Here is a 26035-nt window from a genome sequence, read left to right on the forward strand (position 1 = left end):
TGCGTGCGCCGCATCGCACCCTAACGCCGCGCGCCAGCACCGGCGCGGCTTTGCGCACAGCGCGCCCGCCCGCTCCGGGTTCGCGCCGCGCCCGCCACCGGGATAACACCCATCTAGCCGCAGGCCGGCCGCGTCGATATACCGTTCATGACAACCTCAAGCTCATGCACGATTCATGCGCAGGGGGATTTTATTCGGACGGAAATGCGGCCAATATGTCAGTTCGATCGTGGTCCGTCGTATGCGTCGGCGAGCCGGCGCACGATACCAACGCCAAGCGGGGAACAACGATGGTTGCAAGGTCACCCGACGCAAACGGGAATGCGGCGCCCGAGACGACGCCCGTGTCCGTCACCGCTCCAGAGGCCGGCCGCAAGCTGTTCGTGATCATGCGTACGCCCGACGAGCCGCTGCTTGCGCAACTGCGGGGGCTCGGCTGGGAGATCACGGTCGCGAAGACAGCCGGCGCCGCGCAGAACATGACATCCGGCGTAATCGTCGCCGCCGGGCTGGTCGATTTCACGGGGTTCACGTCGCGCGACTATCCGGCGCTGAAAGCGTGCCTGAGCCAGCCCGCTATCGGCTGGATTTCGATCGCGCAGGCCGGCATCACGATCGGTCCCGCCGTGCGCGAACTGATTCGCAGCTATTGTTTCGATTACGTGACGCTGCCGCTGCCCTACGAATGGATTTCGCATGTGCTCGGCCATGCGCGCGGGATGGCCGCGCTCGACCGCGTCGACGGCGCAGCCTATGCGGCGTCGATCGGCGAGCACGGCATGATCGGCAACTGCGAGGCGATGCAGCAGCTGTTCAGCACGATCCGCAAGGTCGCGAAGACCGACGCGAGCGTATTCATCTCCGGCGAGTCGGGCACCGGCAAGGAACTGACGGCGCTCGCGATTCACGAGCGTTCCGGCCGCGGCAAGGGGCCGTTCGTCGCGATCAACTGCGGGGCGATTCCGCATCACCTGCTGCAGTCGGAGCTGTTCGGCTATGAGCGCGGCGCGTTCACCGGCGCGAACCAGCGGCGCGTGGGCCGGATCGAATCGGCGAACGGCGGCACGCTGTTTCTCGACGAGATCGGCGACATGCCGGTCGAGAGCCAGGCGAGCCTGCTGCGCTTCCTGCAGGGAGGGAAGATCGAGCGGCTCGGCGGACAGGAATCGATCGCGGTCGACGTGCGGATCATCTCGGCGACGCACGTGGATCTCGACGGCGCGGTCGAGACCGGGCGCTTCCGCGCGGATCTCTATCACCGCCTGTGTGTGCTGCGCATTCACGAGCCGCCGCTGCGTGCGCGCGGCAAGGACATCGACATCCTCGCGCATTACGTGCTGCAGAAGTTCAAGGCCGACAGCGGCCGCAAGATCAGCGGCTTCACGTCGGCCGCGCTCGACGCGATGCGCCGCTACGAGTGGCCCGGCAATGTGCGCGAGCTGATCAACCGCGTGCGGCGCGCGATCGTGATGGCCGAGAGCCGTTTGCTGACGCCGCACGATCTCGGGCTCGAGACGCCGGGCGAAACCGAACCCGTGACGCTCGAACAGGCGAGGGCGCTCGCCGAGCGCACCGCGATCGAGAATGCGCTGCTGCGCAACGATCACCGGATCAACAAGGCTGCCGCCGAACTCGGCATCTCGCGCGTGACGCTCTACCGGATGATGATCGAGCACGGGCTGAACGATCACGACAACAACGGCGGGCACGACGGCGCGCCGTCCGGGGACGCGGGGCATCAGCGCGTCGGCTGAGCGGCGCGTCAAGCGCGTGAACGGTTCGGTGTCGGGGTTCAGCGATACGTCCAGAGCCGATGCCGCACGAACGTGACGGCCGGCACGCACAGCACGACCGCGACGACGCTCCATGCGCGCGCAAGCCCGAGCATCGCGGTGCCGTGCGCGAGCAGCATCGTGACGACAAGGCCGGCCGCGCACGACCGGCGGCTCCGATGCCGCCGACGGCATGTAAAGCGCATGAAACATTTCGCGTCGGCAACCGGGCGAATTTCCGCGGCGAATCGGGCCGATCGGAACGGTGCCGGCCGGTAAAAATTCCATGTCGATTGTTCAGCCTTATCCCGCAAGGCTCGGCCGCCACGCGCCGGCGCATGCCGCGCGCCGCATGTTTCAGATTCGCAACTTCCGGCATTGCGCACCCGTTCCGGCCGTCGTCCCGCGCGCCGAACCCCTTGTGCGGATGGGCTCGCGCGAAGCTGGCCCGCTCCTTGCGGATATGAACGTACGAAAGTCGACGACGCGAGGTCCGGCCGGTTCTGCAGCAAACCCTGTCAATACCGGCCAGGACGCAGTCCGCGGGGATGCGGCGGCGGAGCGCGGCGCAGCAGCCGCGTTCCGGCGAGCATGGAACGTTGTCGCCTGATCGTCGGGGCACCGGCATCGTCCGGTTGCCGGAACAAGCATCAGACTGAAAACGGGGTAGAAAAATGATCGATCGCCACACGCCGCGGCTCGCAGGCCGCGATCGCAGTGATGCGGGGCATCGCCGGTCGAGCGTCGTTCTCGCAGCCGGCCGGCATGCATCGACAGGCCATCTCTCCGCGCCCGGTGCGAGGCGGATCCGGCTGATTGCCGGTCATCCGCGCCGGGTCGGCACTTTCCTGCACCCAGACCCGATTCGAAAGGGCATGTGCACACGGGCGCCGGTATCGCGACGCCCGATCTTCGGCTACTGAATTCGCACGATATCCGGTCGCGTTACCCATCGTTCGCGTGAACCGGTGCAATTGATCTGCAATCCGAATCAGGTTCGACACGTTGCGCAGTGCACGCGACGGAGGATGAATTCGATGCGGCGGCGAACGGCGCAATGCCGTCGCCGCCCGGTGGTGAGGGGAGGGCGGTCGGACGCGCGCGACGGGAGAGTCGCCCGTACGCGCGCGACGCCGTTTCAGCCGCCGTAGATGTCGAAGTCGAAGTACTTCGACGCGAGCCGCTTGTAGGTGCCGTCCTTGACCATGTCGACGATCGCGCGGTCGATCTTCGCCTTCAGGTCGGTGTCTTCCTTGCGCAGCCCGATGCCGGCGCCGATGCCGAGCACCTTCTCGTCGACGAGTTCGGGCCCGACGAACTGGTAGTTCGCACCGCGCGGCGATTTCAGGAACCCGATCGCGGCCTGCACTTCATCCTGGAGTGCCCCGTCGAGGCGGCCCGAGGTCAGGTCCGCATACACGCCGTCCTGGTTCTGGTACGACACGACGTTCGCGCCTTGCTTGCCCCAGTACGCTTTCGCATAGGTTTCCTGCGTCGTGCCCTGCTCGACGCCGATCGACTTGCCCTTCAGCGATTCGGCCGTCGGCAGCAGCGGCGAGCCCTTCTTCACGACGAGCCGCGTCGGCTGGTTGTAGATCTTCGTCGTGAAGCCGATCTGCTCCGCGCGCTGCGGCGTGATCGACATCGACGACAGCACCGCGTCGAACTTCTTCGCCTTCAGCGCCGGAATCATCCCGTCGAAATCGTTCTCGAGCCACACGCACTTCGCCTTCAGGCGCGCGCAGATCTCGTTGCCGAGGTCGATGTCGAAGCCGACGAGCTTGCCGTCGGGCGCCTTCGACTCGAACGGCGCGTAGCTGGCGTCGGTGCCGAAGCGGATCGTGGTCCAGTCCTTCGCGGCGGCGGGGCCTGCGGATACCGCGAGCAGGGCGATCGAAACAGCGGCAATCAGTCTCTTCATGGTGCGTTCCTTGGCGGGGTGCTTCCGGTTCTGTGCGACACGGTTCCGCGGACACGAACCGCGTCTGCACGCGGTGTCCGCATGGCCATTAACGCAGAAAATAAAATTTGAGTCCAGAATGGACAAAAAATATCGTTTTGCCGGAAGAAATGGCCGATCGCCGGGTGTCGACCCTTGCAAAAATACGAAAATGGACTAGTCTTGTTAGTGAATTCATTTCGAGACTAACGATCATGTCACAGCCTGCCTACGATTCGCATTCCGCCCCGCCGCAGGCTTCGTTTGCGCAGATGTCGGCGGCCGGCCTGCGTGCGTTTTTCAACATCGCGCGCGACTGGGAACTGACGATCGACGAGCAGATCGTGCTGCTCGGGTCGCCCGGCCGTTCGACGTTCTTCAAGTGGAAGGCGGCGCCGGAGTCGGCGCGGCTGCCGCGCGACACGCTCGAGCGGCTATCGCTGCTGCTCGGCATCTACAAGGCGCTGCAGATCCTGCTGCCGCAACCGGCCGCGGCCGATGCATGGGTCAAGCGGCCCAACGATGCGGCGCCGTTCGGCGGCAAGCGTGCGCTCGACCGGATGCTGGCCGGCAACGTCGGCGATCTGGTCGCCGTCCGGCAATATCTCGACGCGATGCGAGGTGGCTGGGCGTGACGATGCCGATCGAAGCAAAACAATGGCCCACGACCGCCGTCGACTGGGCGCCTGCCTATCGTGTGATCCCCACCCGTTTTCCTGCGATCAACCTGTTCGACCGCGTCGCGTCGGCGGACGATTTCGACGCGCTGTACGCGCTCGAATCGCTGACCAACGACCGCGTCCGCAACGAAGTCGGCACGCTCGACCTCGTGCCGCCCGCCGAACGCCGCTACGGGCTGGGCTGGGGGCCGATCATGGCCGCGTTCACGCACCTGAATCCGCAGGGCAGCCGTTTTTCCGACGGCAGCTACGGCGTGTTCTACTGCGCCCGCTCGCGCGACACGGCGATCGCTGAAACGCGCTATCACGGCGCGCTGTTCCTGGCCGCGACGAAGGAGCCGCCGATGCGCCAGCAGATGCGGCTCTATACGGTGTTCGCGCAGGGCGACGTGGTCGACGTGCGCACGTGGCCGCAGCGCGATCCCGCGTTGCTGCATCCGCTCGATTACAGCGCGGGGAAGGCGCTCGGCCGCGCGGTGCGCAACGCGGGCGGCGCGGGGATCGTCTATCCGTCGGTGCGCGACCCGGGCGGCGAGTGTCTGGCGGCATTCCGCACCACGCTGCTGCGCGACTGCCGTCACGCGGCCTACCTCGAATACAACTGGAACGGCTCGGCCGTCGACGCGGTGTTCGAACTGAACCAGGTTGGCTAGGGCTCGCTCGCGGGCCGATGCGGGCGCGAGGGCATCACGGCAGCGGCCAGTCGCCCGCGTGGCGTTCGCGCGCCTCGGCCTGCGTCATCGACCACGTGCTGCCGGTGCGCGGCTCGGCGAGCGTGAGCCGCCCGGACGGCGCGAACGCGCCGGTGTCGATGAACCACTGCGCGCCGATCCGCTGCGGTGCGCGCACGGGCGTGTGCCCGGTGCAGGTCAGCGACAGTCCGGCCTGCCGCGCCGGATCGGCGAGCCCCTGGACCAGATCGCGGCCCCAGATCAGTCGCTCGCGCACGTCGTGCGAATAGCTGCCCGTATCGAGGTCGGCGTCCGACCCGAAAAATTCCGCATGCAGCACGTTGAAGCGCTCGGGGCCGTCGCCGATCACGCGCACCAGCGGCAGCGCGTCGACGCGTGCCGCATGCGCGTGCAGCCGCTCCGGCGGCAGGTCGGCGCCCCAGTCGCCGCCGATCCCGCGCCACGCGTCGGGCGACAGCTTGCCGCGCGACACGAGGCTCAGCACTTCCTCGTGATTGCCGCGCACGACGTGGCACCACGGGCGGTCGAGCAGGTCGAGCGCGGTTTCGGACGCGGGGCCGCGGTCGACGAGGTCGCCGACCGAGAACAGGCGGTCGCGGGCCGGATCGAAGCGGATGTCGTGCAGCAGCGCGCGCAGCACGTCCACGCAGCCGTGCAGGTCGCCGACGACGAAGTCGCGGCCGGCCGTGTTCGCGGGGTGGCGGCAGAGGGAGGCGGTGGCAGTCATCCCAGTATCTTAGGCGCTCGTGCCCATCGCCACGTCGCGATGGAATGGCGATAATCGGGGCGCGGTACCCGCCGGCGCGGCGCAGCGGGCCGCCCCGCGTACCGTTCGAACCCTTTCCATCCGCTTTCGGAATCACACGATGACGTTTTATCCGCAGGTATTACGCAACCGGCCGCGCATGGTCGCGGCGTTCGTCGCGGGCTTGCTGTGCGCGGTGCTGCTGCCGTTTCAGCTGCGTCTGACCGCGCGTACGCTGATCGGCTGGGATTGCGCGGTCTGGCTGTATCTCGTGCTGATGTGGGTGCGCATGGTCACCGCGCATCATCACAAGGTGCGCGAAGTCGCGATCCGCGAGGACGAAAGCGCGACGACCGTGCTGACCGTCATATGCCTCGCGACCGTCGCGAGCGTGGCCGCGATCGCGATCGAGCTCGCGACCGCCAAGAGCGTCGGCTTCCGTGCGGGGCTCAGCCATTACGCGATCACGGGCGCGACGCTGTTCGGCGCGTGGTTCCTGATTCCGACGATCTTCACGCTGCACTATGCGCGGCTCTATTACGGCTCGCCGAGCAGCGACCGCGCGCTGCGTTTCCCGGACCGGAACCCCGAACCCGATTACTGGGATTTCCTGTATTTCGCGTTCACGCTCGCGGTCGCATCGCAGACCGCCGACATATCGCTGGCGAACCGCTCCGCGCGGCGCGCGGTGCTCGCGCAGTCGATCCTGTCGTTCTACTTCAACATGGCCGTGCTCGGGCTGTCGATCAACGTCGCGGCGGGGTTGCTGAGTTGACGCCGGCTACTTGAGCAGGTCGTACGGACCGCCGCGTTCCAGTGCCCGCCGGTACGCCGGCCGCGCGTGGATCGTGTCGAGAAAGCGCGCGATCGCGGAATACTGGCTGCCGCCGCCGCGCGCGGTCGCGGCTTCGAGCGGAAAGCTCATCTGGATGTCGGCCGCGCTGAAGCCGTCGCCGACGAACCAGCCGGTGCGATTCAGCGCGCCGTCGATATGGCCGAGATGCAGCGCGATCTGCGGATCGACGAAGCCCGACTGCAGCGTGTCGGCGATCTTGCGCGCGATCGGCCGCGCGAAGAACGGCATCGGCGCATGCGCGATCCGCAGCGCGACGAGCTTGAGCAGCAGCGGCGGCATCGCCGACCCTTCCGCGTAGTGGAGCCAGTACGTGAAGTCGTGCCGCTCGGGCGTGCCGGGCGGCGGCGCGAGACGCCCGTTGCCGTAGCGTTCGACCAGGTACTCGATGATCGCGCCCGATTCGGCGAACGTGCGGCCGTCATCGGTGACGACGGGCGACTTGCCGAGCGGATGGATCGCGCGCAGCGCGGGCGGCGCGAGCATCGTTTTCGGATCGCGCTCGTAGCGCACGATCTCGTACGGCACATCCAGTTCTTCGAGCAGCCAGAGCACGCGCTGCGAGCGCGAGTTGTTCAGGTGATGGACGGTGAGCATATCGAGGCCGGAAGGGAGCGGGAGCGACATCATACCCAGCGCGCGCGGCGTGTACGCGAATCGCGCCGCCCGCCGTTTCGAACCGCTTCGATCCGTTATGCGCGCCGCACCGCGATCCACGCACCCCAGAACAGGCTCGCGAAAAAGCGCAGCGGCGCATCGAAGCCCGCATCGCGCAGCAGGCTGAACACGGCTTCCTCGGATGCGGGCGGATCGGCGCCTTGCAGGATCTTCGCGAGTTGCGCGCGCACGGCATCGGGCGTGGCGCCCTTCATGCGCCAGCGCTGCTGCCACGCGTCGAGCAGGCGAGGGTGGTCCGCGTAGCGGCGATGATTGCCGGCGAGCACGAGCGGCGCGCCGGGCTTGAGGCGGCGCGCGATCGCGTGCAGCAGCGCCGCCTTCGCATCGTCGCCCGGGACGTGATGCAGCACGCCGATCAGCGTTGCGCCGTCGAACTCGGGGGCGTCGGGCAGCGCATCGACGTCGTTCTCGACGAACGCCGTGCGCGCACCGAAGCCGGCGGTTTCGACGTTCGTGCGCGCGAGCGCGAGCATCGGCGCGGACGGGTCGACGGCCGTGAATTGCCAGCCCGGCTCGAGCGCGGCCGCCACGCAGATTTCCTGCCCCGTGCCGCCCGCGCCCGCGACGAGTATCCGCGCATCGGGCACGCCGATCGCCGACGCGAGCATGCACGCGGCGAGTTCGTGGCAGGCATCGTAGCCGGCGAGCGCGATGCGCGATTGCTCGGCGTATTCGTGTGCGCGTGCCGGATCGAATTTCGCGGCGCTGGCGGGAAGCGACATGGCGGGTTCCTCGGGTCGGGCGCGGACGACGTGTCCGCGAGCATGGCGCAGAGCGTAAGCGTGCGTGGTCGACGCAACAAGGCGAGCGGTCATTCCGGTATGCCGACTACCCGATTCGGCAAGCGTCGGGCTGCCGATTTTCCGGGGGTCGATTCGCATTTAAAAATGTCTGAACATGATGCATCGCGGTGGCGAATCCGGCGCATACTCGATTCTCTCCCCCCCGCCTGGCCGTCGCATGCCGGGCCCCGATGCGCCGCGCCAGTGGCGCGGCCATGCCGCTCGGCACGCACGAGGAGCGCATGATGTCCGATTGTCCGCACGATCCGTACGCGCAGCACTACATTCATTGTTTGCCGTTTGGCGCGCAGCCCTGTGGCGCGCTCGGCACGACACCGCGCACGCATTTTCGTGTGTGGGCGCCGGGCAGCACGCAGGTCCAGCTCGAACTCGATACCGGCTACGGCCCGACGCTCGTCCCGATGAAGGCCGCCGGCCCGAACTGGTTCGAAGTGTTCGCCGATTGCGGCGCGGGTGCGCGTTACCGCTATCGCCTCGACGATGCCGTGTCGATTCCCGATCCCGCGTCGCGCTCGCAACCCGAAGGGCTCAACGGCCCGAGCGAGGTCGTCGATCCGCGCGCGTTCACGTGGCGCAACACGTTCTGGCGCGGGCGCGCGTGGGAAGACATGGCGCTCTACGCGATTCGCCCGCACGCGGTGGGCGGCTTCGCCGGCGTGCGTCGCCGCCTGCCGCAGCTCGCGCGCCTCGGCGTGACCGCGCTGGAACTGCTCGCATCGCCGCACGACAGCCTGCCGTTCGCGCCGCTTGCGGCCGAAGGCGGCCCCGATGCGCTGAAGGCGCTGATCGACGACGCGCATGGCTACGGCTTCGCGGTGCTGCTGGAACTCGACTACGCGCGCTTCGGCAGCGGCACCGACGCGCTGCGCCACTTCGCGGAGCCGTTCTTCCATATGCGCGACGATCCGCTGCAGGCGCCGCCGCTGGCGCTCGATCATCCGGACGTCTGCGATTTCTTCTGCGACAACGCGCTGTACTGGATCGACGAATACCGTTGCGACGGGCTGCGCCTGCGCGAGGCCGACCGGATCGACGTGTCGTGGCTGCGCGAGATCGCGGATCGCGTGCGCGCGGCCGTGCCGGCCGACCGGTTCATCCATCTCGTGCTCGGCAGCGAGCGGCATCCGGCGCATCTCGCCGATACTCATTTCGATGCGCAATGGAACGGTTGCGGCGAACGCGCGCTGCACCGGCTGACGGGGCGCGACACATCGGGCCATGAAGGCATTTCCACGCACCAGTCGATCCATACGCTCGCCCGTGCGCTGACCGCGGCCGGCGCGGCGTTTCAGCCGGCCGCGCCGGCAGAAGGCATGGCCGCCGAAACCGGGCTGTCGTTGACGTCGCTGGTGCTGTCCGATGGCGCGTGGCGCGACTGCGGTCAGGGCGAGCGAGGGCAAGCGGCCGGCCTGGCCGGGCTCGCGCTGTCGCTGCTCACGCCGCAGATTCCGCTGATCTTCGACGAAACCGCGCGCGACGCCGATCGCGCGCATTTCGTGCAGTCGGCGCTCGCCGTGCGCGCGAAGCTGATCGCGCCGCGGCTGTCCGATTGCCGGCCGCAGGACGCGCATGCGCTGAAGGCGGACGGCGACGGGGATGCCGACGCGCTGCTCGCGTCATGGCGTCTTGCCGACGACGAGACGCTGACGATCGCATTGAACCTGTCGCCCGATGCGGTGCCGTTCGATGCGCCGCGAGGGCAGGTCGTGTTCGAGACGCCGGCGCGCGCGCGCGACCGGGTCGATGAAGGGGAATTGCCGCCGTATTCGCTCGTTGCGTGGCTGACGGGCGACGTCAACCGGTACGCGCTCACGCACGACGTGCGTCGCATCGATGACGGCTCGTGGCGTGGAGCGCGACCGAACCTGAACGCCTGAAGCGCGCCTGCGTGCGCGAGCAGGTGACTGTCCGAACGGCCGGGCGCAACCGCGCCCGGCGGCTGCACCGCCGGCCCCCCCCCCCCCCGAGTTACCAGAACCCGCGAATACCCGCGATGCCGTACGCGCCATGACGGCGCGCGTTGTCGAGATGCGCGCGCGTCATCCCGCCGAGCGCGTAGACGGGCATCGCGGCCTGCGCGGCCAGCGCGTCGAATCGGTTCCAGCCGAGCGCCGGCGCACCGGGGTGGCTGAGCGTCGGCAACACGGGCGACAGCGTGACGAAATCCGCGCCGGTGCGCGCGGCCAGCAGCAGGTCGTCTTGCGTGTGGCAGGCTGCGGACACCCATCGTCCGGCCGGCAATGGCCGCTGCGCGGCGGCGCGCAACGCGGTGCCGTCGAGATGCCAGCCGGCGCCGTCGAGCCGCATCACGCCGGCCGCGTCGATCGGGCCGTTCAGCATCAGGTGCGCGCCGGCCGCATTGCAGCGCGCGAGCGCCGCGGCGGCGAGCCGCGCGAACGCGGCCGTATCGAGCGATTTCACGCGCAGTTGCACGAGCGTCTCGCCGCGCGCGAGCACGGCCGACAGCCGGTCGAGGAACGCATCGCAATCGGCCGCCGACGCGGACGCCGGTTCCGGCGTGATCACGCAGCAGCGCGGCAGCGTTGCGTTCATCGCACGCGGCGACAACAACGAGAGGCCGTCATTCGTCGGCCTCCTTCGCGATCTTCGGATAGACGCGCACGAGCACGATGCGCGGCCCGTTCATCTTCTTCACGACGACGTCGAAGCGGTCGAACGACACGCGCTGCCCTTCGCTCGGCAGGTCGCTGAGCGCCTGGATCACGAGGCCGCCGACCGATTCCGCACGGCCTTCGTCGATGTCGATGCCGAGCGCCTGCTCGAGCGACACGACGGGCAGGCTGCCCTTGCCCATCAGCGTGCCGTCGTCGAGGCGGCTCCAGTCGGCATCGCCCTGGCGGAACTCGTCGTGGATCTGGCCGACCAGCGCGCCGAGCAGGTTGTCGAGCGTCAGGAAGCCGATCGGCTTCTCGCCCTTGTTGCCGACCAGCGCGAAGTGCGGCGCGCCCTTGCGGAAGCGGCGGAACAGTTCGAGCGCCGGGGTGTCGGGCTTCACGTACTGCACGGGGCGCACGTAGTCGGACAGGTCTTCGAGCGCCGCGCCCGCGTGACGCGCGAGCAGCAGGTCCTTCAGGTGGATCAGCCCGCTCACCTGTTCGCGCGACGCATCCTCGAACAGCGGATAGCGGCTGAAGCGGTGCCGCGCGACGATCTCCATGTTGTCGGGCAGCGGCAGGTCGCGCCGCAGGCCGATCATTTCATGGGCCGGCCGCATCAGGTCCGACACGGTCATCGATGAAAAATCGAGCGAATGAGCGAGCGTGTTCCACTCGTCGTTGCTGTACGTGCCGCGCGCCGGCTGTGCCGCGTTGCCGGCCGTGCTGCGGCGGCTGCGCAGGATCAGCTTCAGCTCGTCGGTCGAGTAGTGCGCGTCGCCGCCGTGGTCGGTCGACAGCCCCGCGAGCCGCAGCACCGCGTTGGCGCTGTTGTTGAGCACCCAGATCGCCGGATACATCGCCCAGTAGAACGCATAGAGCGGTAGCGCGACCCACAGGCCGATCTTCTCGGGCTGGCGGATCGCCATCGATTTCGGCGCAAGCTCGCCGACGACGATGTGCAGGAACGAGATCAGCGAGAACGCGAACACGAGCGAGATCAGGTGCACGACGCGTTCGGACTGCACGCCGATCAGGTCGAGCAGCGGGCCGATCAGTTCCGCGAAGGCCGGCTCGCCGACCCAGCCGAGGCCGAGCGACGCGAGCGTGATGCCGAGCTGGCACGCGGAAAGATACGCGTCGAGCCTGCCGTGCACGATGCCGAGGATGCGCCCGCGCAGGCCGTGCTTGCGGGCAAGGGTCTTGACGCGCGTCGCGCGCAGTTTGACGAGGCCGAATTCGGCCGCCACGAAGAACCCGTTCAGGGCCACCAGGAACAACGCGCCGATGAGCGCGAAGATCTGTAACAAAGAATCGCTCCGGTTATGACAGGCCCATCAGTATAGAGCCGGAAAGGAATTTGTAATGTTCTGGACGACCGATTGCTTACACCGGCGCCTCGCGGGGGATGGCGAGCGTCATGGTGGCGGTCGCGCCGTCGGCGAACGCGGTATGAGAGAACGTGCCGCCGTGCGCGAGCGCGACGCGCTGGCACAGCGCGAGCGCCCATGCGATTCGCTTCGCGTCGCGCTCGCGCAGCATTTCGCGTCGCGCGAACGATTCGAACGCATGCGGCTGTGCAGGGTCGGCGAGTGCGTCGGCGCTTACGGTGCAAGTGGTGCACGCGACGAACTGCGCGCCGTCGCGCGTGCATGCGAACGTCACGCGGCTGCCGGCAGCGCTGGCCTCGATGGCCGCCGTCAGCATCGTCCAGAGCGCCTGCGCGATGCGTTCGCGGTCGGCCGACAGCAACGGTTCGTCGTCCGGCAGCGTCGCGTCGAGCGCGACCTGGCGTGCGTCGGCCAGCGCAAAACGGACGAGCGCGAGCGTGTCGTCGAGCAGCGCGCGCAGCGCGAACGGCCGCGTCGCGATCGCAAGCGTGCGCGTTTCCGCGCGCGGCGCATCGAGCACGTCGTCGATCAGCGTCACCTGCTGGTCGATGCCCGTGCGGATGCCCGCGAGCGCGCGCTGCAGGTTCGGATCGGCATTGGCGAGCTGGCGCTCGAGCACGTACGCCCAGCTATGCATCGCGTTCAGCGGGCTGCGCAGATCGTGCGACGCGGTGGAGAGCGCCTGGTCGCGCAGGAACAGCGCCGCCTGGGCGGCGTAGTGCGCTGCGCGTTCGCGCAGCAGGTCGGCGGCGGGATCGACGGAAGTGGACGTCACGGAGCAGGCCTGTCGGAAGCGGTTGGCGTGGAAGTCACGCGAACCGTCATTATAGGGACGGTGCGTGTCACGCCGGCAGCGCGTCCTCGTCCTTTTTCCGCGCGTCGCCGTTCGGCAGCAACTGGCACGCGAGCAGGCCGGCCAGCATCAGCGCGCAGCCGACGAGCGCGCGCAGCGTCAGCGTTTCGTTGAGCGCGGCCCAGCCGGCGACCGCCGCGAACACGCCTTCCATGCTGAAGATCACGGCCGCGTGCGCGGGCGCAGCGTCGCGCTGCGCGACGACCTGCAGCGTATAGCCGACGCCGACCGACAGCAGCCCGCCGTACAGCAGCGTCGGCAGCGCGCCGCGCAGCATCGCGACGCTGACCGGCTCGACGGCCAGGCCGACCGCGAGGCACGCCACGCCGCAGACGACGAACTGCAGGAACGCGAGCACGAGCGGATCGTGACGCTTCGCGAGATGGCCGACCGCCATCACGTGCGCGGCGATGATGACGGCGCCCGCGAGCTGGAACCAGTCGCCGTAGAGCACCGAGAAGTGCTCGTCGATGCTGAGGAAATACAGGCCGATCGCCGCGAGCAGCGCGCCGAACCACGTGCCTGCGCCGATCCTGTGGCGTGCGAACATACCCATCAGCGGCACGATCACGACGTACAGCGAGCTGATGAAACCCGCGTTCGCGACCCGCGTGTACTGCAGGCCGAACTGCTGCAGCGAGATCGACACCGCGAGCAGCCCGCCGAGCGCGAGGCCGGGCAGCAGCAGTGCCGGCTCGCGGCGGATCGCCGCGAGCTGCGCGCGCGACGTCGCGTTGAGCATCAGCAGAGGAACCAGCACGAGCGCGCCGAGCAGGAAGCGCAGCCCCGTGAACAGGAACGGCCCGATCACGTCGAGGCTCAGTCGCTGCGCGACAAACGCAGAGCCCCAGATCGCGGCGGCGGCGAGCATCAGCAGGTTGGCGCGGAGGTGCTTGCGGGCTTCGGGCTTCATCGGATTCTTCTGAAGATTGCGGGCGGCGAAACCCCACAGCTTACGCCGAGATTGCAAGGCTGTCGGCAAACCTGCGCAGCGCGGCGGCCGCACGTGCGTCGCGCACGCGCGAATACAGCACGACCTGCGACTGCGGCAGCGGCGGCAGCCCGAATTTCGCGCCGACGTCGACCAGTGTGCGCGGCGCGACCCGCCGCGCGAGCGGGCAGACGGCGAGCCCCGCCGCGGCGGCGGCCGTGACCGCCGCGACACCGCCGCCCGTGAAGCGTTCGCGCCACGGCCGCCCCGCATGGTCGAGCGCGCGCAGCGCGGCGGCCCGCACGCCGCATGGGCCGGCCAGCACCGCGAGCGGCAGCGGCTCGCCCGCGCGCGGCGCCCAGTCCGGCGCGGCGAGCCAGGCCAGCGGTTCGGCAAACAGCAGCGTGCCGTCGTCGCGCGGCGGGTCTTCGCCGGGCTCGTGCCGCACGATCGCCGCGTCGAGCCGGCGTTCGTCGTATTGCGCGAGCAGGCCCGCCGACATCCCGAGATGCATTTCCAGCGACAGCCCCGGATCCTGCCGATGCAGGCTCGTGAGCACGGCCGGCAGGTCGGGTACCGCGACGTGCTCGCTGACGCCGAGCGACAGGCGGTGCGTGCCGGCCGAGATCGCGCCGAGCGCGTGGTCGTGCGCGTCGAGCAGCGCACGGGCGGCCGGCAGGAAGTTTTCGCCGTCGGCGGCCAGCTTGACCACGCGCGGCGTGCGCGCGAGCAGCGGCTTGCCGAGGTGTGCCTCCAGCCGCTTCAGTTTCAGGCTGACGGCCGATTGCGTGGTGCCGAGCGCGTCGGCGGCGCGCGTGAAGCTGGCGAGATCGGCGACCAGCACGAACGCGCGCACGGCATCGAGGTCGAGTACTTTCATTTCAAATGAAAATGAATGAAATATTCATTGATGACTGTTTATTATAGTTCGGCGGGGCTAACCTGATGCCGTGTTTCCGTTCTTCAACGTCACCGACAGGAGCAGGACCATGCCATTCACCCGTATCGCAGTGCGCGAAGGCAAACCGGCCGCATACCGTGCGGCGCTCGTCGACGGCGTGCATCGCGCGCTGATGCACACGTTCAACGTGCCCGAGGACGACATCTTCATGGTCGTCACCGAGCATGCGGCCGAGAACTTCGTGTACGGCCGCCATTACCTCGACATCGAACGCAGCGACGATCTCGTGATGATCCAGATCACCGCGAACAACACGCGCACGCTCGAGCAGAAGCGGGCGCTGTACCGGACGATCGCGGAGAACCTCGCGCAGCAGCCCGGCGTGCGGCAGCAGGACGTATTCATCAGTCTTGTCGAGGTGCTGAAGGAGGACTGGTCGTTCGGCAACGGCATCGCGCAATACGCCGTTTGATGTGCGACAGCGCGACAGGGCCGGATCGTCGCCCGCGCGTTTTGACGGCGTGTACTATGGAAGTTGCTTCACGGACGACGCCGGCGCGGACGATGCGCCGGCGATTCTTCATGTGCAGGAGCTTCCATGTCGCGCGTGCTGGAAATCGTGTTGTCGTTGTCGCTGGAAGGCTGGCCGGTCAAGGCTGGGAGTCGCGCTCGCGGCACGCAGCGCGATTTCGGCGCCGAGCTCGTGCGCGCATGGCGGATCTGCCCGCAGGTCCGGATGCGGCGCGGCCATGAGCGCGTGACGATCGAGCCGTGCCAGGTCGAGGAGGCCGAGCCGAGCCCCGGCGCGAGCTGGTGGACCTGGGTCGAGTCGAACGCGCATGGCAGGCGGGTCGTCGCGTCCCGCACGAAAGCGTTCGCGCCCGGCGTCACGCAGCGCGAACTGTTCGACGCGGATCATGCGGGCATCGTCGTCGCGATGCCGCTGCCCGTGCCCGCAACAGGCGCCGCGGTTGATGCCGATGCGCCGACGGGCGACGTCGACGAAGTCGACGGTGTCGCGCCGGACGCCACCGAGCGCTCCGCCGCCGGCGCGCCGCCGGAATCGACGGCGATGCGCCTCGTCAGCGAACGGCGGCGCGGGCGGTGGGCCGACGACAGCGGCGTCGTGGTCGAGATGACGCTCGACGACGTCACGCTGCACGGCGGTGGCGAGCCGCCGCGCCGCTACGTCGAACTGCGTCTCGCCGCGCCCGACTGGGAAACCTCTGCCGCGCGCGCGGCCGCGCTGCACGCGCTGTTTGCCGCGGCGCGCGAACTGAGCGGCGCGTGGCCCGCATTCGTGCAACTGACGAGCGTGATCGACCGCGCCTGTGCGGGCGAGCCGGCCGCCGCCGGGCCGGTCAAGGCGCGGCTCGTCGACCTGACCGGCATCCGCACGCAGCGCGCCGCGCTGTTCGCGCTGTCCGGCGACATCGCCGCACAATGGCTCGGCAACGAGGGCGGCGTGCTCGATCGCGACGATCCCGAATTCGTGCATCAGATGCGCGTCGCGCTGCGCCGCCTGCGCACGCTGATGCGCTTCTTTCCGAGCTTTGCCGACCGCCAATGGAAGGACGCGTTCGGCGCCGACCTGCACTGGCTCGCCGCACTGCTCGGCACGGTACGCGACTGGGACGTGTTCTCGACCGAAACCCTGCCCGCGCTGATCGCGGCCGACGGCGGCGGCGCCGACTGGGACGGCACGCTCGACGCCGCGCGTGCGCAGTCCATGGCCGCGCGCGTCGAACTGCGGCAGGCGCTGCATTCGGCCCGCTATGCGCGGCTGACGCTCGGCTGGCTCGAATGGCTGAGCACGCTCGCGCTGCCGCCTGCCGAAGGCGACGACGCGCCGTCGCTGCGGCGTCACGCGACGAAGCGCGTGCGGCGGCTGTTCGGCCATCTTTACGCATCGCCGTCGCTCACGTCGCTCGATACGGCTGCGCGCCACCGGTTGCGGATCGACGCGAAGCGGCTGCGCTATGCGCTCGAATTCTTCGCGTCGCTGGCGTCGCGCCGCACGCGCAACGAGACGGTCAAGACGCTCGCGCGCGTGCAGACCGTGCTCGGCGAATCGAACGACACGATGGTCGCGCTGCAACATCTCGAGCAACTGACGGCGCCGCCGTACCAGCTCGGTTTCGTGCGCGGCTACGGCGCGGCGCTCGAGCAGCGCGCGGCGCGCGACGCCGAGACGCTGCTGGCCAGCCTGCGCCCGCCGAAGCTCGACGGCAAGCCGGGCTGAGCGGCGCGCGCTGAATATAATGGCCGCCCGTTTCCCGCACCCATGCCGATGACCGACGCACCGCATTCTTCCCTGTCTTCCGAGCCGCTCGAACTGGGCGGCGAGCTGTGGCTGCGCGCGGGCGAGCAGACGCTCGGCGGCGCCACGCGCATCGCGCTGCTCGCGGCGATCGGCGACACCGGTTCGATCACGCGCGCGGCGAAGGCCGTCGGCCTCAGCTACAAGGCTGCATGGGATGCGGTCGACACGATGAACAATCTCGCCGGCGAACCGCTCGTCGCGCGGTCGACGGGCGGCAAGGGCGGCGGCGGCACGACGCTGACGCCGCGCGCGATGTCGCTGATCGCCGCGTTCCGCACGATCGAGCGCGAGCATCGCCGTTTCATCGACGCGGCGAGCGCGGCCGTTGCCGGGTTCGACGTCGACTGGGCGCTGATCGGCCGGATCGGCATGAAGACCAGCGCGCGCAACCAGTTGTTCGGCAAGATCGCATCGATCGTGCGCGGCACGGTCAACGACGAAGTGACGCTCACGCTGCCGGGCGGGCAGCCGATCGTCGCTGTGCTGACGCACGAAAGCGTCGACGCGCTCGGCCTGCGGGAGGGTGCGGACGCCTGCGCGCTGGTGAAGGCGTCGTGGGTCGTGCTGGCGGTCGACGATGGCGGGCCCGAGCTGAAGGTGTCCGCGCGGAACCGGCTGCGCGGCAGCGTCGAATCCGTCGCGGCGGGCGCGGTGAACAGCGAAGTGACGCTGGCGCTCCACGGCGGCGGGACGCTGACGGCCGTCGTCACCAACGAAAGCGTCGATGCGCTGCAGCTCGACGCCGGCCGGCCGGCGATCGCGCTGTTCAAGGCATCGAGCGTGATTCTCGCGGTGACGGGCTGACGGCGCAGGCACGGCAGCGCGTGCGTGCTGCGGCGATCGTGTGACGGACGGGGGCGAAGCCGGCGCCGGACGTCGTCCGCATGGCGCCGGCTTCGTTTCCGTTTCCAGCTTATGCCGCAGCGTGCGGCTTCTCTCAGGCTCCAGCGTGGCTGCCAGCGCCACGGCCCCGGCCTCGCGCGCTCACGCGACGCGCGTCGGCCACTCGGCGTGCGGCGGTGCCGCCTGCACGCGTCCTTCGCTCAATTGCACGACCTGGTCTCCGAACGCGGCGACGTCGTCGGGGTCGTGCGAGATCAGCACCATCGGGATGTCGAGCCGCGCCTGCAGTTCGGCGAGCTCGTGGCGCATGCGCTGGCGCATCGCGGCGTCCAGTGCCGCGAACGGTTCGTCGAGCAGCAGGATCCGCGGTTGCGCGACCAGTGCGCGCGCAAGCGCGACGCGCTGCTTCTGCCCGCCCGACAGTTGCGACGGATACTGCCCCGCGAGCGCTTCGAGGTCGAACGCGTGCAGCCAATACGCGACTTCGGGCGGCACCATCTTCGCGCGCGGGTTGCGCAGGCCCGACGTGAGCCCGAACGCGATGTTCTGGCGCACGTTCAGATGCGGAAACAGCGCGTAGTCCTGGAACAGGTACGCGACGCGCCGTTCCCGGGTCGGCACGTCGATGCGGCGCGCGGCGTCGAACAGCGGCTCGCCGTTCAGCGTGATCGTGCCTGCGTCGGGCGACAGCAGGCCGGCGATTGCCTGCAGCGTCATGCTCTTGCCCGCGCCGGACGGCCCGAACAGCACGACGCGCTGCGTCGCCGCCGTGAACGACACGTCGAGCGTGAAACGGCGCTCGGCGTTCGCGTAGGTCTTGCGGATATCGACGACGAGGCTCATGCGGGCCTCCGCCGAAGCAAGCCGGCCGCCGCACGAGACAGGCGATACGGACGAGGCAGGCGCTTCATGTCAACTGGCTCCGCCGGGCGCGCGACGGCACGAGCCAGCCGGTCGCGAGCAGCACGAGCACGCAGGTGATCGACGTCACCAGCACGAGGAAGTTGGCCGTGTTGTCGTCGCCGGCCTGCACGGCCGCATAGATCGCAACCGACAGCGTCTGCGTACGGCCGGGCAGGTTGCCCGCGATCATCAGCGTCGCGCCGAACTCGCCGAGCGCGCGCGCGAACGCGAGCAGCGCACCCGCGAGGATCCCGCGCGTGGCGAGCGGCAGCGTCACGCGGAAGAACACCGCGGCTTCGCCGAGCCCGAGCGTGCGCGCGGCGCGCTCGAGATGCGGATCGACGCCCTCGAACGCGGCACGCGCCGACTTCAGGATCAGCGGAAACGCGACGACCATCGATGCGATCACCGCGCCTTGCCACGTGAAGACGAGCTCGATGCCGAGCTTGTCGAGCCACGCGCCGAACACGCCGCGCCGGCCGAGCAGCACGAGCAGGTAATAGCCGAGCACCGTCGGCGGCAGCACGAGCGGCAGCGTCAGCAGCGAATCGACGACGTCGCGCAGCGGCGAGCGCCAGCGCGCGAGCACGAACGCGGCCGCGACGCCGAGCACGATGTCGAGCGCGGTCGCCCAGCCGGCGACCTTCAGCGACAGCAGCAGCGGTACCCAGGCGTCTTGCATCGCGATACGCTCACTTGCCCGCGGGCTTGAAGCCGAACGTCGACAGCACGGCCTGGCCCTGCGGCGACGAGACGAAGTCGACGAACGACTGCGCCTGCGCGGTGTGGCGGCTGTCCTTGACCACGGCGATCGGATAGGTGATGGCCGTCTTCGTCGGCACCGTCAGCGCGACCTTCACGCGGCCGGGCATGATCGCGGCGTCGGTGCCGAACACGAAGCCCGCGTCGACCTCGCCGCGCGCGACGTAGTCGAGGCTCTGGCGCACGTTGGCGGCCAGCACGCCCTTCGCGCTGACGGCATCCCACACGCCGGCCGCGCGCAGCGCGCCTTCGGTGTAGCGGCCGACCGGCACCGATGCCGGGTCGCCGTACGCGATGCGCTTCACGCCGGGCGCCGTCAGGTCGTTCAGCGACGTCGGCGCGGCCGCGTGGCTGTCCGCCGGCACGATCAGCACGAGCGAGTTCGCCGCGAAATCGCGGCGCGTGCCGGGCACGATCACCTTTTCGTCGGCCGCGCGATCCATCGCCTTCTGGTCGGCCGACGCGAACACGTCGGCCGGCGCGCCCTTGGCGATCTGCTGCATCAGTACGTCCGACGCGCCGAAGTTGAACAGCACCTTGGTATCGGGATGCTGTTTCTGGTACGCGTCACCGACGGCCTTGAACGCGTTCGTCAGGCTGGCGGCCGCCGACACGACCAGTTCGTCGGCGGAAGCGGGCGCGCTGAACGCGACACCGGCGGCGGCAAGCGCGGCGATCGGCAACAGGCGGAGCAGGGTGCGGCGAAGCGGACGGACGATTGAGCGCATGACGGATTCGTTGGAATGGGTGGAAACCGTAATCGTAATATAGGGCGGGTTATAACGCTTGGCATACCGCTCATGCGAGGGGGCGCATGAAATGGTCAGACCTGAAGAACGGCGGGCGTGACGGCAGGACGCCCCGTCACGCGTGCAGCGTGTGCGTCGACGATTCGGTGCGCTGCAGCGACGACGGCTGCGACGCGGGGCGGTAGTTCGGGTTGGCCTTCCAGCGCGCGCGGACGAACGGGCGCTCGTGGCCCGACAGTTGCAGCGCAACCTTCGTGACCCAGCGATGCGACGGCACCGTGATGCCGTGTAGCGCGACGGTGACGAGTGCGAGGCTCACGATGACCGCGGGTGCCGACCAGCGGTGCGGCACCGCGCGCCATGAGCCGGCGATGAACGCGAGCGCAGCGATCGCGCCGACGATGCAGCCGGTGATCGATTCGGACGGCGAATGCGCATCGAGCGCGACGCGCGACACGCCGACCGCGATGCCGGCCGCGAGCCCGAGCGCGATGCCGGCGATCCGCGCCGGCGTGCGCATGTGGATCAACATCAGGAAGATCGCGACCGGATAGACCGACGTCGACAGCATCGCGTGGCCGCTGAAGCCCGTGAAATCCCACGCACGGATGCCGATGCCCCAGCCGAGGAACGCGATCTTCGTGAGCGCGACCACGCCGATCGCGGCTGCGAGCACGCCGAGCCACGCGGCCGCACGCTGCCACGAGTAGCCGAGCGCGAGCCAGACGGCGATCGTGATCGCGAGCGGCAAGGTCAGGCCGGCGCCGCCGAACGCGGTGATCATGATCCACAGGTGAGACGGCAGGTCGAACATCGGGAGGGGACGAACGGAGGCGGGAAGGATGCTTAAATCAACGCGCGAGCCGGGAAGAACGACTACAACGGATACAAGCGGCGAAACCCCAGTATAGCGCCGCGTGCGCACGAGCCCCGTTTTTTGCGCCGTCGGGAACTTACCGCGCGCAGGAAAAATCCCAGAAACAATGTTATGGTGCATTGCACAAAGTCGAACGATGCATCCGTTGCGGCGCCCTTGTTGCGCCCCTATTTTTCCTGACTGCGAGCCCGATCGATGACCAAAAGTCTGACCAAGGTGTGGCTGGGCGGCATGAAACGCATGCTGTCTCCGGCCGCCAAACGCGCGGCGCGCGATGCGCAGCGCATCACACGCGACGCACTCGAGGCCGCCGCCTCTCCCGCCGTATCCGATCTGTCCCCGCCGCGCGAATCGCGGGTGCGGCCGCGCGCGGCCGCGTGGGCGGCGGGCGAGTGGACGCGCGGCGAACATCCGATGGCGCCCGCGCTCGGGCGTCTCGTCCAGAATCTCGCATACGGCCTCTACGTGCCGCCCGGCCGCCGGCGCGGCGCGATGCCGCTCGTCGTGATGCTGCACGGCTGCCAGCAGTCCGTCGACGAATTCGTGCAGGGCACGCGGATGAACCTGCTGGCCGACAAGCACGGTTTCGCGGTGCTGTATCCGGAACAGTCGCTGCGCGCGCACGCGCACGGCTGCTGGCACTGGTATGAAGACACCGACCGCGCGGGCCGCGGCGAGGCGAACGCGGTTGCGTCGCTGGTCGACGCGCTTGTCGACGAACGCGGCTTCGACGCGTCGCGCGTCTATGTCGCGGGGCTGTCGGCCGGTGCGGGCCTCGCGTCGCTTCTTGCACTGCACCATCCGGACCGCTTCGCCGCGGTCGCGCTGCACTCGGGCCCCGCGCTCGGCGAGGCGAACTCCGGCATCACCGCGATGGACGTGATGCGGCGCGGCGTGCGGCAGAACCCGGCCGCAGCCGTCGATGCGCTGGTCGACGCCAGCGGGTATCCAGGCATGCCGGCGCTGATCGTCCAGGGCGACGGCGACCACGTCGTCGCGCCGAAGAACGCCGACCAGCTGACGGTGCAGTTCATGCGGCTGAACGGGCTCGCCGACAGCCGCGGCGCGCTGCGCGGCGGCGAACGTGTCGAGACGCGCGGCGCGGGCGCACAGATCACCGATGTCTGCCGCGACGGCGAACCGGTCGTGCGGCTCTGCCATGTGAAAGGGCTCGATCACGCGTGGGCCGGCGGCGACGAAGCCGTGCCGTTTCATGCGGCCGTCGGCCCCGATGCGAGCGCGATGATCTGGGCCTTTTTCGAAGCATATCGGCGCACTGTGGCGACCGAACGACGCATCGTCTGATCGACGCTGGCCAAAGACTAGGGTTTTCCCTATAATTCGGGAAAACCCTAGTCAAAGACCCTTTGGATTGCGAGATCGAACATGTACCTGCTGAGCCACCTCTTCCTGATGCTGACCAAGAACGCTGAAACGGCCCGTAAAGAGCGCGCCGAGGCGTACCTGTCCGAAGCGACCGACATCTACGATCTCGAATTCCGTATGCGCAAGATCGATCGCGAAGCGTCGATGAACCGCCCGTATTCGTTCGGCGCGCGTTAAGCAGCGCAAGGCGGGTCGGCCGGCCCGCCGTTTCGGCGAGTCACGCAAAAGGGCGCGTGCGGCTTGATGCCGCACGCGCCCTTTTTGCATTCGTCGTCCTGCGTCGCGTCAGACGACCGTCAGGCGCACCGGCACGTTGTTGCGCGTTGCATTCGAATACGGGCATACGTGGTGCGCCTTTTCGACCAGCGCCTGCGCGTCGGCCTTGTCGAGCCCCGGCAGCGACACGCGCAGCTCGATGTCGAGCCCGAAGCCGCCTGCGTCGTTCGGGCCGATGCCCACTTCCGCAGTAACCTGCGTATCGGCCGGCAGCGCCTGCTTGTTCTGGCCGGCGACGAATTTCATCGCGCTCAGGAAGCACGCCGAGTAACCTGCGGCAAACAGCTGCTCCGGATTCGTGCCTTCCGCGCCCGTGCCGCCGAGTTCGCGCGGCGCGGCCAGCTTCACTTCCAGCTTGTTGTCGGCGGATACCGCGCGGCCGTCGCGGCCGCCCGTGCTCGTGGCGCTCGTCTTGTACAGAATGTTCATCGTGCAGCTCCTGTCGGGAAAAGGGGAGAAAGGCGGCCCGGTCGAATGGAATGTCGCCGGCCACGAAGAAAATATAGAACACAAATCATTAGTGTGCAAATGAAATTTTGAAGAAAAACCCGGCGGTGCCGGGCCGGTCGGCCGACGCTCGGTTCGTCAGCGTTCGTTGGCGGCCGACAGCGCGTCGCGCAACTGCTGGAGATCGGCGCGCAGCCTGATCAGGAACTCGGGCGTTTGCTGCATCGCGCAGAAGAGATCGGCGGGCACGGAGCGCGCGCGGTTCTTCAGCGCCCGGCCTTCCGGCGTCACGCGCACGTTCACGACGCGTTCGTCGGCCGCGCTGCGCACGCGCTCGACGTAGCCGAGCGCTTCCAGCCGCTTGAGCAGCGGCGTGACCGTGGCCGGGTCGAGGTCGAGCCGCGCAGCGATGTCCTTTACCGCGATGTCGTCGCGCTCCCACAGCACGAGCATCGCGAGATATTGGGGATAGGTCAGCGACAGCTTGTCGAGCAGCGGCTTGTACGCTTTCGTCATCGCGTGCGAAGTCGAGTAGAGCGCGAAGCACAGTTGCTCGTCGAGCGTCTGGGGGAGCGGGGGTGGGCGGTCCATGATTCGGGAGGCGCGGTGGACGCGCGAACAATTTGTACGCAAATTATTTTGCGCGCAAAAGATCGGGTTGAACAGGGGCGCCCGGCTAGGGGCGCCCGGCCAGGGGCGGCGGGCGAAGGATGCGCGGAGCGGCGCAAGACAGGGAGGGGCGCCGGGACGCAACCCGGCGCGGAGAATAGCGTGACGGCCGGCGACGCGCGCCGGCCGGGGGGCTTCAGCGGCCCGACGTGGTCGTCGGCGCGCCCGGCTCCTGCACGCCGAAGCAGCCGCGATAGGTCGCGTAGAACGAGCAGTACAGCATCGTGACGATGATGATCGTCACCGGCATCATGATCGTCAGCGCATAGGCGCCGGCGCCGAGCGCCTGCAGCAGCAGCGACAGCGCGAGCGACGTGCCGAGTGCGACGCCGAACCACAGCACGCCGTACACGGCGAATGCGCCGCGATTGCGCCAGCAGCTGACGATGCTGAAGAACAGCGCCTTCGCCGGCGGGACGTCATGCCATGCGACGAGCACCGGCGCGAACCAGAACAGCATCGCGATCGGCAGATACAGCAGTGTCGCGAACATCAGCGCGCCGAACGTGCCTTGCGCGGCGAGCGTTTCCGGCGTCGTGCTCGCTTCGTCGGCCGCGCCCATCATCACGTGGAACAGCGCGCCGCCGTCCACGAACGACGAAGCGGCGAACACGAGCACCATCGACGCGACGTAGATCACGCCGAGCACGAGCAGCCGCTGGGTCGTGACGGTGCCGTACGAGCGGAAGCCGTCGATCAGGATCGTCGGCATCACCGGCTTGCCGGCCACCGTGTCGCGGCACGCGGCCATGAAGCCGACCGCGATGCCGGGAATGAGCACCAGCGGCAGCGCCGAGCCGATCACGGGCACCATCGACACCAGCGTGATCGCCAGCAGGTACGTGAAGAACAGCGTGATGAACGCGAGCGGGTTCCGGCGGAACAGCCAGACGCCTTGACGGAACCAGACATAGCCCGTTTTCGCGGGCACTTCGATCAGTTGCATGCGGTTTGGATCTCGGGAAGCGCGGGTGTATGCGCGATACGCTCACGCAGGATGCGTTCGAAATGACCGGGGTCGTGCGGCTTGAGCATCTCGGCCGCGCGCGGCAGGTAGAAGTCGTACAGGCGCGACACCCAGAAGCGGTACGCGCCCGCGCGCAGCATGTCGCTCCAGTGGCGGCGTTCCTCGGCCGTGAACGGCCGCACGGTCTGGTACGCGCGCAGCAGCGCATCGGCGCGCGCGACGTCGAGCACGCCGGTCGCGAGGTCGACGCACCAGTCGTTGACGGTCACCGCGACGTCGAACAGCCACTTGTCGCAGCCGGCGAAATAGAAGTCGAAGAAGCCGCCGAGCCGCACGTCGTGGCCGGTGCCGGGCGCCGCGTGCGCGAACAGCACGTTGTCGCGGAACAGGTCGCAATGGCACGGCCCGGCCGGCAGCGCCGCGTAGTCGTCCGACGCGAAGAACGCGGCCTGGTGCGCGAGCTCGCCTTCGAGGAGCGCGCGTTGCGCGTCCGTGATGAACGGCACGATTGCCGGTACGTTCTCTTGCCACCACGGCAGGCTGCGCAGGTTCGGCTGGTTGCGCGGATAGTCGCGCCCCGCGAGGTGCAGGCGCGCGAGCATCTGCCCGACCTCGATGCAGTGTTCGACCCCCGGCGCGAGTTCGGCCGCGCCGTCGAGCTTCGTGACGATCGCGGCCGGCTTGCCGTGCAGCTCGCCGAACAGCGCGCCGTCGTCGCGCGGAATTGGATCCGGCACCGGCACGCCGTGGCCGGCCAGGTGGCGCATCAGGTCGAGGTAGAACGGCAGCTGTTGCGCGGTCAGCTTTTCGAAGATCGTGAGGACGTATTCGCCGCGCGTCGTCGTCAGGAAGAAATTGCTGTTTTCGATACCGGACGGAATGCCGCGAAACGCAAGCACGTCGCCCAGTTCGTAGTGGCGCATCCATTGCGCGAGATCGGAGTCGGAAACAGCAGTGAAAACGGCCATGCGGGATGCGTC

General features: G+C 68.7%; 27 protein-coding genes and 1 pseudogene. 10 read left to right on the plus strand and 18 right to left on the minus strand.

The window, feature by feature from the left end; translation table 11 throughout:
• Window positions 1–290: 290 nt before the first annotated feature.
• The gene (locus FPJ27_RS07785; RefSeq protein ID WP_204422535.1) at window positions 291–1754 is read left to right on the plus strand and encodes a sigma-54 dependent transcriptional regulator; all 1464 of its coding nucleotides are present in this window, start codon (window positions 291–293) and stop codon (window positions 1752–1754) included.
• Window positions 1755–1792: 38 nt separating this feature from the next.
• Here FPJ27_RS07785 and FPJ27_RS07790 read toward each other — a convergent pair.
• Window positions 1793–1930 (minus strand): annotated as a pseudogene (locus FPJ27_RS07790) (GtrA family protein); the annotation flags it as partial.
• 980 nt (window positions 1931–2910) lie between these two features.
• Complete coding sequence (locus FPJ27_RS07795; RefSeq protein ID WP_072439373.1) at window positions 2911–3693, minus strand: ABC transporter substrate-binding protein; 783 nt, start codon at window positions 3691–3693, stop codon at window positions 2911–2913.
• A gap of 233 nt (window positions 3694–3926) precedes the next feature.
• Between FPJ27_RS07795 and FPJ27_RS07800 the strand changes: the two genes are divergently transcribed.
• Entirely contained in the window at window positions 3927–4346 is a 420-nt protein-coding gene (locus FPJ27_RS07800) for an MbcA/ParS/Xre antitoxin family protein (RefSeq protein ID WP_034185167.1), read from the plus strand.
• 2 nt (window positions 4347–4348) lie between these two features.
• Window positions 4349–5044 carry an RES family NAD+ phosphorylase gene (locus FPJ27_RS07805; protein WP_204423099.1) on the plus strand — a complete coding sequence of 232 codons (696 nt, stop codon included), beginning with the start codon at window positions 4349–4351 and terminating at the stop codon, window positions 5042–5044.
• A 34-nt stretch (window positions 5045–5078) separates the two neighbouring features.
• On the opposite strand, the gene FPJ27_RS07810 is transcribed toward FPJ27_RS07805, so the two are convergent.
• Window positions 5079–5810, minus strand: a complete 732-nt coding sequence (locus FPJ27_RS07810; RefSeq protein ID WP_175958648.1) for a metallophosphoesterase — start codon at window positions 5808–5810, stop codon at window positions 5079–5081.
• A 139-nt stretch (window positions 5811–5949) separates the two neighbouring features.
• Between FPJ27_RS07810 and FPJ27_RS07815 the strand changes: the two genes are divergently transcribed.
• Window positions 5950–6603 carry a DUF1345 domain-containing protein gene (locus FPJ27_RS07815; protein WP_072439379.1) on the plus strand — a complete coding sequence of 218 codons (654 nt, stop codon included), beginning with the start codon at window positions 5950–5952 and terminating at the stop codon, window positions 6601–6603.
• Window positions 6604–6609: 6 nt separating this feature from the next.
• Here the strand turns inward: FPJ27_RS07815 and FPJ27_RS07820 are convergent, their stop codons facing one another.
• Both FPJ27_RS07820 and FPJ27_RS07825 read right to left on the minus strand, forming a co-directional pair.
• Window positions 6610–7278, minus strand: coding sequence for a glutathione S-transferase (locus FPJ27_RS07820; RefSeq protein WP_204423100.1), 669 nt, complete (start codon window positions 7276–7278; stop codon window positions 6610–6612).
• Between the two features lie 95 nt (window positions 7279–7373).
• Complete coding sequence (locus FPJ27_RS07825; protein ID WP_204422536.1) at window positions 7374–8081, minus strand: class I SAM-dependent methyltransferase; 708 nt, start codon at window positions 8079–8081, stop codon at window positions 7374–7376.
• A gap of 305 nt (window positions 8082–8386) precedes the next feature.
• Between FPJ27_RS07825 and FPJ27_RS07830 the strand changes: the two genes are divergently transcribed.
• Complete coding sequence (locus FPJ27_RS07830; RefSeq protein WP_204423101.1) at window positions 8387–10039, plus strand: DUF3459 domain-containing protein; 1653 nt, start codon at window positions 8387–8389, stop codon at window positions 10037–10039.
• A 91-nt stretch (window positions 10040–10130) separates the two neighbouring features.
• Here FPJ27_RS07830 and FPJ27_RS07835 read toward each other — a convergent pair whose 3' ends face one another.
• The 5 genes from FPJ27_RS07835 to FPJ27_RS07855 all read right to left on the minus strand — a co-directional run bounded on the left by FPJ27_RS07835 (window position 10131) and on the right by FPJ27_RS07855 (window position 14832).
• The gene (locus tag FPJ27_RS07835) at window positions 10131–10715 is read right to left on the minus strand and encodes a thiamine phosphate synthase (protein WP_204422537.1); all 585 of its coding nucleotides are present in this window, start codon (window positions 10713–10715) and stop codon (window positions 10131–10133) included.
• Window positions 10716–10743: 28 nt separating this feature from the next.
• Window positions 10744–12087, minus strand: a complete 1344-nt coding sequence (locus FPJ27_RS07840) for a hemolysin family protein (protein ID WP_072439383.1) — start codon at window positions 12085–12087, stop codon at window positions 10744–10746.
• 76 nt (window positions 12088–12163) lie between these two features.
• Window positions 12164–12943, minus strand: coding sequence for a HAMP domain-containing sensor histidine kinase (locus FPJ27_RS07845; RefSeq protein ID WP_204422538.1), 780 nt, complete (start codon window positions 12941–12943; stop codon window positions 12164–12166).
• 67 nt (window positions 12944–13010) lie between these two features.
• On the minus strand, window positions 13011–13934 hold the full coding sequence (locus FPJ27_RS07850; RefSeq protein ID WP_204422539.1) for a DMT family transporter: 924 nt from the start codon (window positions 13932–13934) through the stop codon (window positions 13011–13013).
• A 40-nt stretch (window positions 13935–13974) separates the two neighbouring features.
• Window positions 13975–14832, minus strand: a complete 858-nt coding sequence (locus tag FPJ27_RS07855) for a LysR substrate-binding domain-containing protein (RefSeq protein WP_034185176.1) — start codon at window positions 14830–14832, stop codon at window positions 13975–13977.
• A gap of 109 nt (window positions 14833–14941) precedes the next feature.
• Between FPJ27_RS07855 and FPJ27_RS07860 the strand changes: the two genes are divergently transcribed.
• The 3 genes from FPJ27_RS07860 to FPJ27_RS07870 all read left to right on the plus strand — a co-directional run bounded on the left by FPJ27_RS07860 (window position 14942) and on the right by FPJ27_RS07870 (window position 17980).
• Entirely contained in the window at window positions 14942–15325 is a 384-nt protein-coding gene (locus tag FPJ27_RS07860) for a tautomerase family protein (RefSeq protein WP_204422540.1), read from the plus strand.
• Window positions 15326–15451: 126 nt separating this feature from the next.
• A complete protein-coding gene (locus FPJ27_RS07865) occupies window positions 15452–17095 on the plus strand; it encodes a CHAD domain-containing protein (RefSeq protein WP_204422541.1) in 1644 nt (547 codons plus the stop codon).
• Between the two features lie 48 nt (window positions 17096–17143).
• A complete protein-coding gene (locus tag FPJ27_RS07870; protein ID WP_204422542.1) occupies window positions 17144–17980 on the plus strand; it encodes a TOBE domain-containing protein in 837 nt (278 codons plus the stop codon).
• Window positions 17981–18160: 180 nt separating this feature from the next.
• Here FPJ27_RS07870 and FPJ27_RS07875 read toward each other — a convergent pair whose 3' ends face one another.
• The 4 genes from FPJ27_RS07875 to FPJ27_RS07890 form a co-directional block, all read right to left on the minus strand.
• On the minus strand, window positions 18161–18862 hold the full coding sequence (locus tag FPJ27_RS07875) for an ATP-binding cassette domain-containing protein (RefSeq protein ID WP_204422543.1): 702 nt from the start codon (window positions 18860–18862) through the stop codon (window positions 18161–18163).
• A gap of 64 nt (window positions 18863–18926) precedes the next feature.
• Window positions 18927–19604, minus strand: a complete 678-nt coding sequence (modB, locus tag FPJ27_RS07880) for a molybdate ABC transporter permease subunit (protein WP_072439394.1) — start codon at window positions 19602–19604, stop codon at window positions 18927–18929.
• Window positions 19605–19614: 10 nt separating this feature from the next.
• Complete coding sequence (gene modA, locus FPJ27_RS07885) at window positions 19615–20412, minus strand: molybdate ABC transporter substrate-binding protein (protein WP_072439396.1); 798 nt, start codon at window positions 20410–20412, stop codon at window positions 19615–19617.
• Between the two features lie 136 nt (window positions 20413–20548).
• Window positions 20549–21247, minus strand: coding sequence for a phosphatase PAP2 family protein (locus tag FPJ27_RS07890; RefSeq protein WP_204422544.1), 699 nt, complete (start codon window positions 21245–21247; stop codon window positions 20549–20551).
• A 258-nt stretch (window positions 21248–21505) separates the two neighbouring features.
• On the opposite strand from FPJ27_RS07890, the gene FPJ27_RS07895 reads away from it, so the two are divergent.
• Both FPJ27_RS07895 and FPJ27_RS07900 read left to right on the plus strand, forming a co-directional pair.
• On the plus strand, window positions 21506–22615 hold the full coding sequence (locus FPJ27_RS07895) for a PHB depolymerase family esterase (RefSeq protein WP_072439400.1): 1110 nt from the start codon (window positions 21506–21508) through the stop codon (window positions 22613–22615).
• Window positions 22616–22696: 81 nt separating this feature from the next.
• Window positions 22697–22873, plus strand: coding sequence for a DUF3563 family protein (locus FPJ27_RS07900; RefSeq protein ID WP_065502568.1), 177 nt, complete (start codon window positions 22697–22699; stop codon window positions 22871–22873).
• A 108-nt stretch (window positions 22874–22981) separates the two neighbouring features.
• Here FPJ27_RS07900 and FPJ27_RS07905 read toward each other — a convergent pair whose 3' ends face one another.
• The 4 genes from FPJ27_RS07905 to FPJ27_RS07920 form a co-directional block, all read right to left on the minus strand.
• The gene (locus tag FPJ27_RS07905) at window positions 22982–23401 is read right to left on the minus strand and encodes an organic hydroperoxide resistance protein (protein ID WP_034185184.1); all 420 of its coding nucleotides are present in this window, start codon (window positions 23399–23401) and stop codon (window positions 22982–22984) included.
• A gap of 156 nt (window positions 23402–23557) precedes the next feature.
• Window positions 23558–24010: a MarR family transcriptional regulator gene (locus FPJ27_RS07910; RefSeq protein ID WP_072439402.1), complete on the minus strand. Its 453-nt coding sequence runs from the start codon at window positions 24008–24010 to the stop codon at window positions 23558–23560.
• Window positions 24011–24224: 214 nt separating this feature from the next.
• Complete coding sequence (locus tag FPJ27_RS07915) at window positions 24225–25034, minus strand: BPSS1780 family membrane protein (protein ID WP_072439404.1); 810 nt, start codon at window positions 25032–25034, stop codon at window positions 24225–24227.
• Window positions 25025–26023 carry a homoserine kinase gene (locus tag FPJ27_RS07920; protein WP_204422545.1) on the minus strand — a complete coding sequence of 333 codons (999 nt, stop codon included), beginning with the start codon at window positions 26021–26023 and terminating at the stop codon, window positions 25025–25027. Before FPJ27_RS07920 ends, FPJ27_RS07915 begins: the two co-directional genes overlap by 10 nt.
• Window positions 26024–26035: the final 12 nt, after the last annotated feature.

Origin of the sequence: Burkholderia sp. MS455 (assembly GCF_016899445.1) — a bacterium.
GTDB classification, from domain to species: Bacteria; Pseudomonadota; Gammaproteobacteria; order Burkholderiales; family Burkholderiaceae; genus Burkholderia; species Burkholderia pyrrocinia_C.

Bases quoted from the DNA above. Each gene is read 5' to 3' on its own strand.
- FPJ27_RS07805 (WP_204423099.1), top strand. From the start codon at position 4,349: ATGCCGATCGAAGCAAAACAATGGCCCACGACCGCCGTCGACTGGGCG.
- modB (WP_072439394.1), bottom strand. From the start codon at position 19,604: ATGCAAGACGCCTGGGTACCGCTGCTGCTGTCGCTGAAGGTCGCCGGC.
- FPJ27_RS07890 (WP_204422544.1), bottom strand. From the start codon at position 21,247: ATGTTCGACCTGCCGTCTCACCTGTGGATCATGATCACCGCGTTCGGC.
- FPJ27_RS07910 (WP_072439402.1), bottom strand. From the start codon at position 24,010: ATGGACCGCCCACCCCCGCTCCCCCAGACGCTCGACGAGCAACTGTGC.
- FPJ27_RS07825 (WP_204422536.1), bottom strand. From the start codon at position 8,081: ATGTCGCTTCCCGCCAGCGCCGCGAAATTCGATCCGGCACGCGCACAC.
- FPJ27_RS07800 (WP_034185167.1), top strand. From the start codon at position 3,927: ATGTCACAGCCTGCCTACGATTCGCATTCCGCCCCGCCGCAGGCTTCG.
- FPJ27_RS07860 (WP_204422540.1), top strand. From the start codon at position 14,942: ATGCCATTCACCCGTATCGCAGTGCGCGAAGGCAAACCGGCCGCATAC.
- modA (WP_072439396.1), bottom strand. From the start codon at position 20,412: ATGCGCTCAATCGTCCGTCCGCTTCGCCGCACCCTGCTCCGCCTGTTG.
- FPJ27_RS07785 (WP_204422535.1), top strand. From the start codon at position 291: ATGGTTGCAAGGTCACCCGACGCAAACGGGAATGCGGCGCCCGAGACG.
- FPJ27_RS07920 (WP_204422545.1), bottom strand. From the start codon at position 26,023: ATGGCCGTTTTCACTGCTGTTTCCGACTCCGATCTCGCGCAATGGATG.
- FPJ27_RS07850 (WP_204422539.1), bottom strand. From the start codon at position 13,934: ATGAAGCCCGAAGCCCGCAAGCACCTCCGCGCCAACCTGCTGATGCTC.
- FPJ27_RS07830 (WP_204423101.1), top strand. From the start codon at position 8,387: ATGTCCGATTGTCCGCACGATCCGTACGCGCAGCACTACATTCATTGT.
- FPJ27_RS07865 (WP_204422541.1), top strand. From the start codon at position 15,452: ATGTCGCGCGTGCTGGAAATCGTGTTGTCGTTGTCGCTGGAAGGCTGG.
- FPJ27_RS07870 (WP_204422542.1), top strand. From the start codon at position 17,144: ATGACCGACGCACCGCATTCTTCCCTGTCTTCCGAGCCGCTCGAACTG.
- FPJ27_RS07900 (WP_065502568.1), top strand. From the start codon at position 22,697: ATGTACCTGCTGAGCCACCTCTTCCTGATGCTGACCAAGAACGCTGAA.
- FPJ27_RS07895 (WP_072439400.1), top strand. From the start codon at position 21,506: ATGACCAAAAGTCTGACCAAGGTGTGGCTGGGCGGCATGAAACGCATG.
- FPJ27_RS07795 (WP_072439373.1), bottom strand. From the start codon at position 3,693: ATGAAGAGACTGATTGCCGCTGTTTCGATCGCCCTGCTCGCGGTATCC.
- FPJ27_RS07915 (WP_072439404.1), bottom strand. From the start codon at position 25,034: ATGCAACTGATCGAAGTGCCCGCGAAAACGGGCTATGTCTGGTTCCGT.
- FPJ27_RS07855 (WP_034185176.1), bottom strand. From the start codon at position 14,832: ATGAAAGTACTCGACCTCGATGCCGTGCGCGCGTTCGTGCTGGTCGCC.
- FPJ27_RS07820 (WP_204423100.1), bottom strand. From the start codon at position 7,278: ATGCTCACCGTCCATCACCTGAACAACTCGCGCTCGCAGCGCGTGCTC.
- FPJ27_RS07905 (WP_034185184.1), bottom strand. From the start codon at position 23,401: ATGAACATTCTGTACAAGACGAGCGCCACGAGCACGGGCGGCCGCGAC.
- FPJ27_RS07815 (WP_072439379.1), top strand. From the start codon at position 5,950: ATGACGTTTTATCCGCAGGTATTACGCAACCGGCCGCGCATGGTCGCG.
- FPJ27_RS07810 (WP_175958648.1), bottom strand. From the start codon at position 5,810: ATGACTGCCACCGCCTCCCTCTGCCGCCACCCCGCGAACACGGCCGGC.
- FPJ27_RS07835 (WP_204422537.1), bottom strand. From the start codon at position 10,715: ATGAACGCAACGCTGCCGCGCTGCTGCGTGATCACGCCGGAACCGGCG.
- FPJ27_RS07875 (WP_204422543.1), bottom strand. From the start codon at position 18,862: ATGAGCCTCGTCGTCGATATCCGCAAGACCTACGCGAACGCCGAGCGC.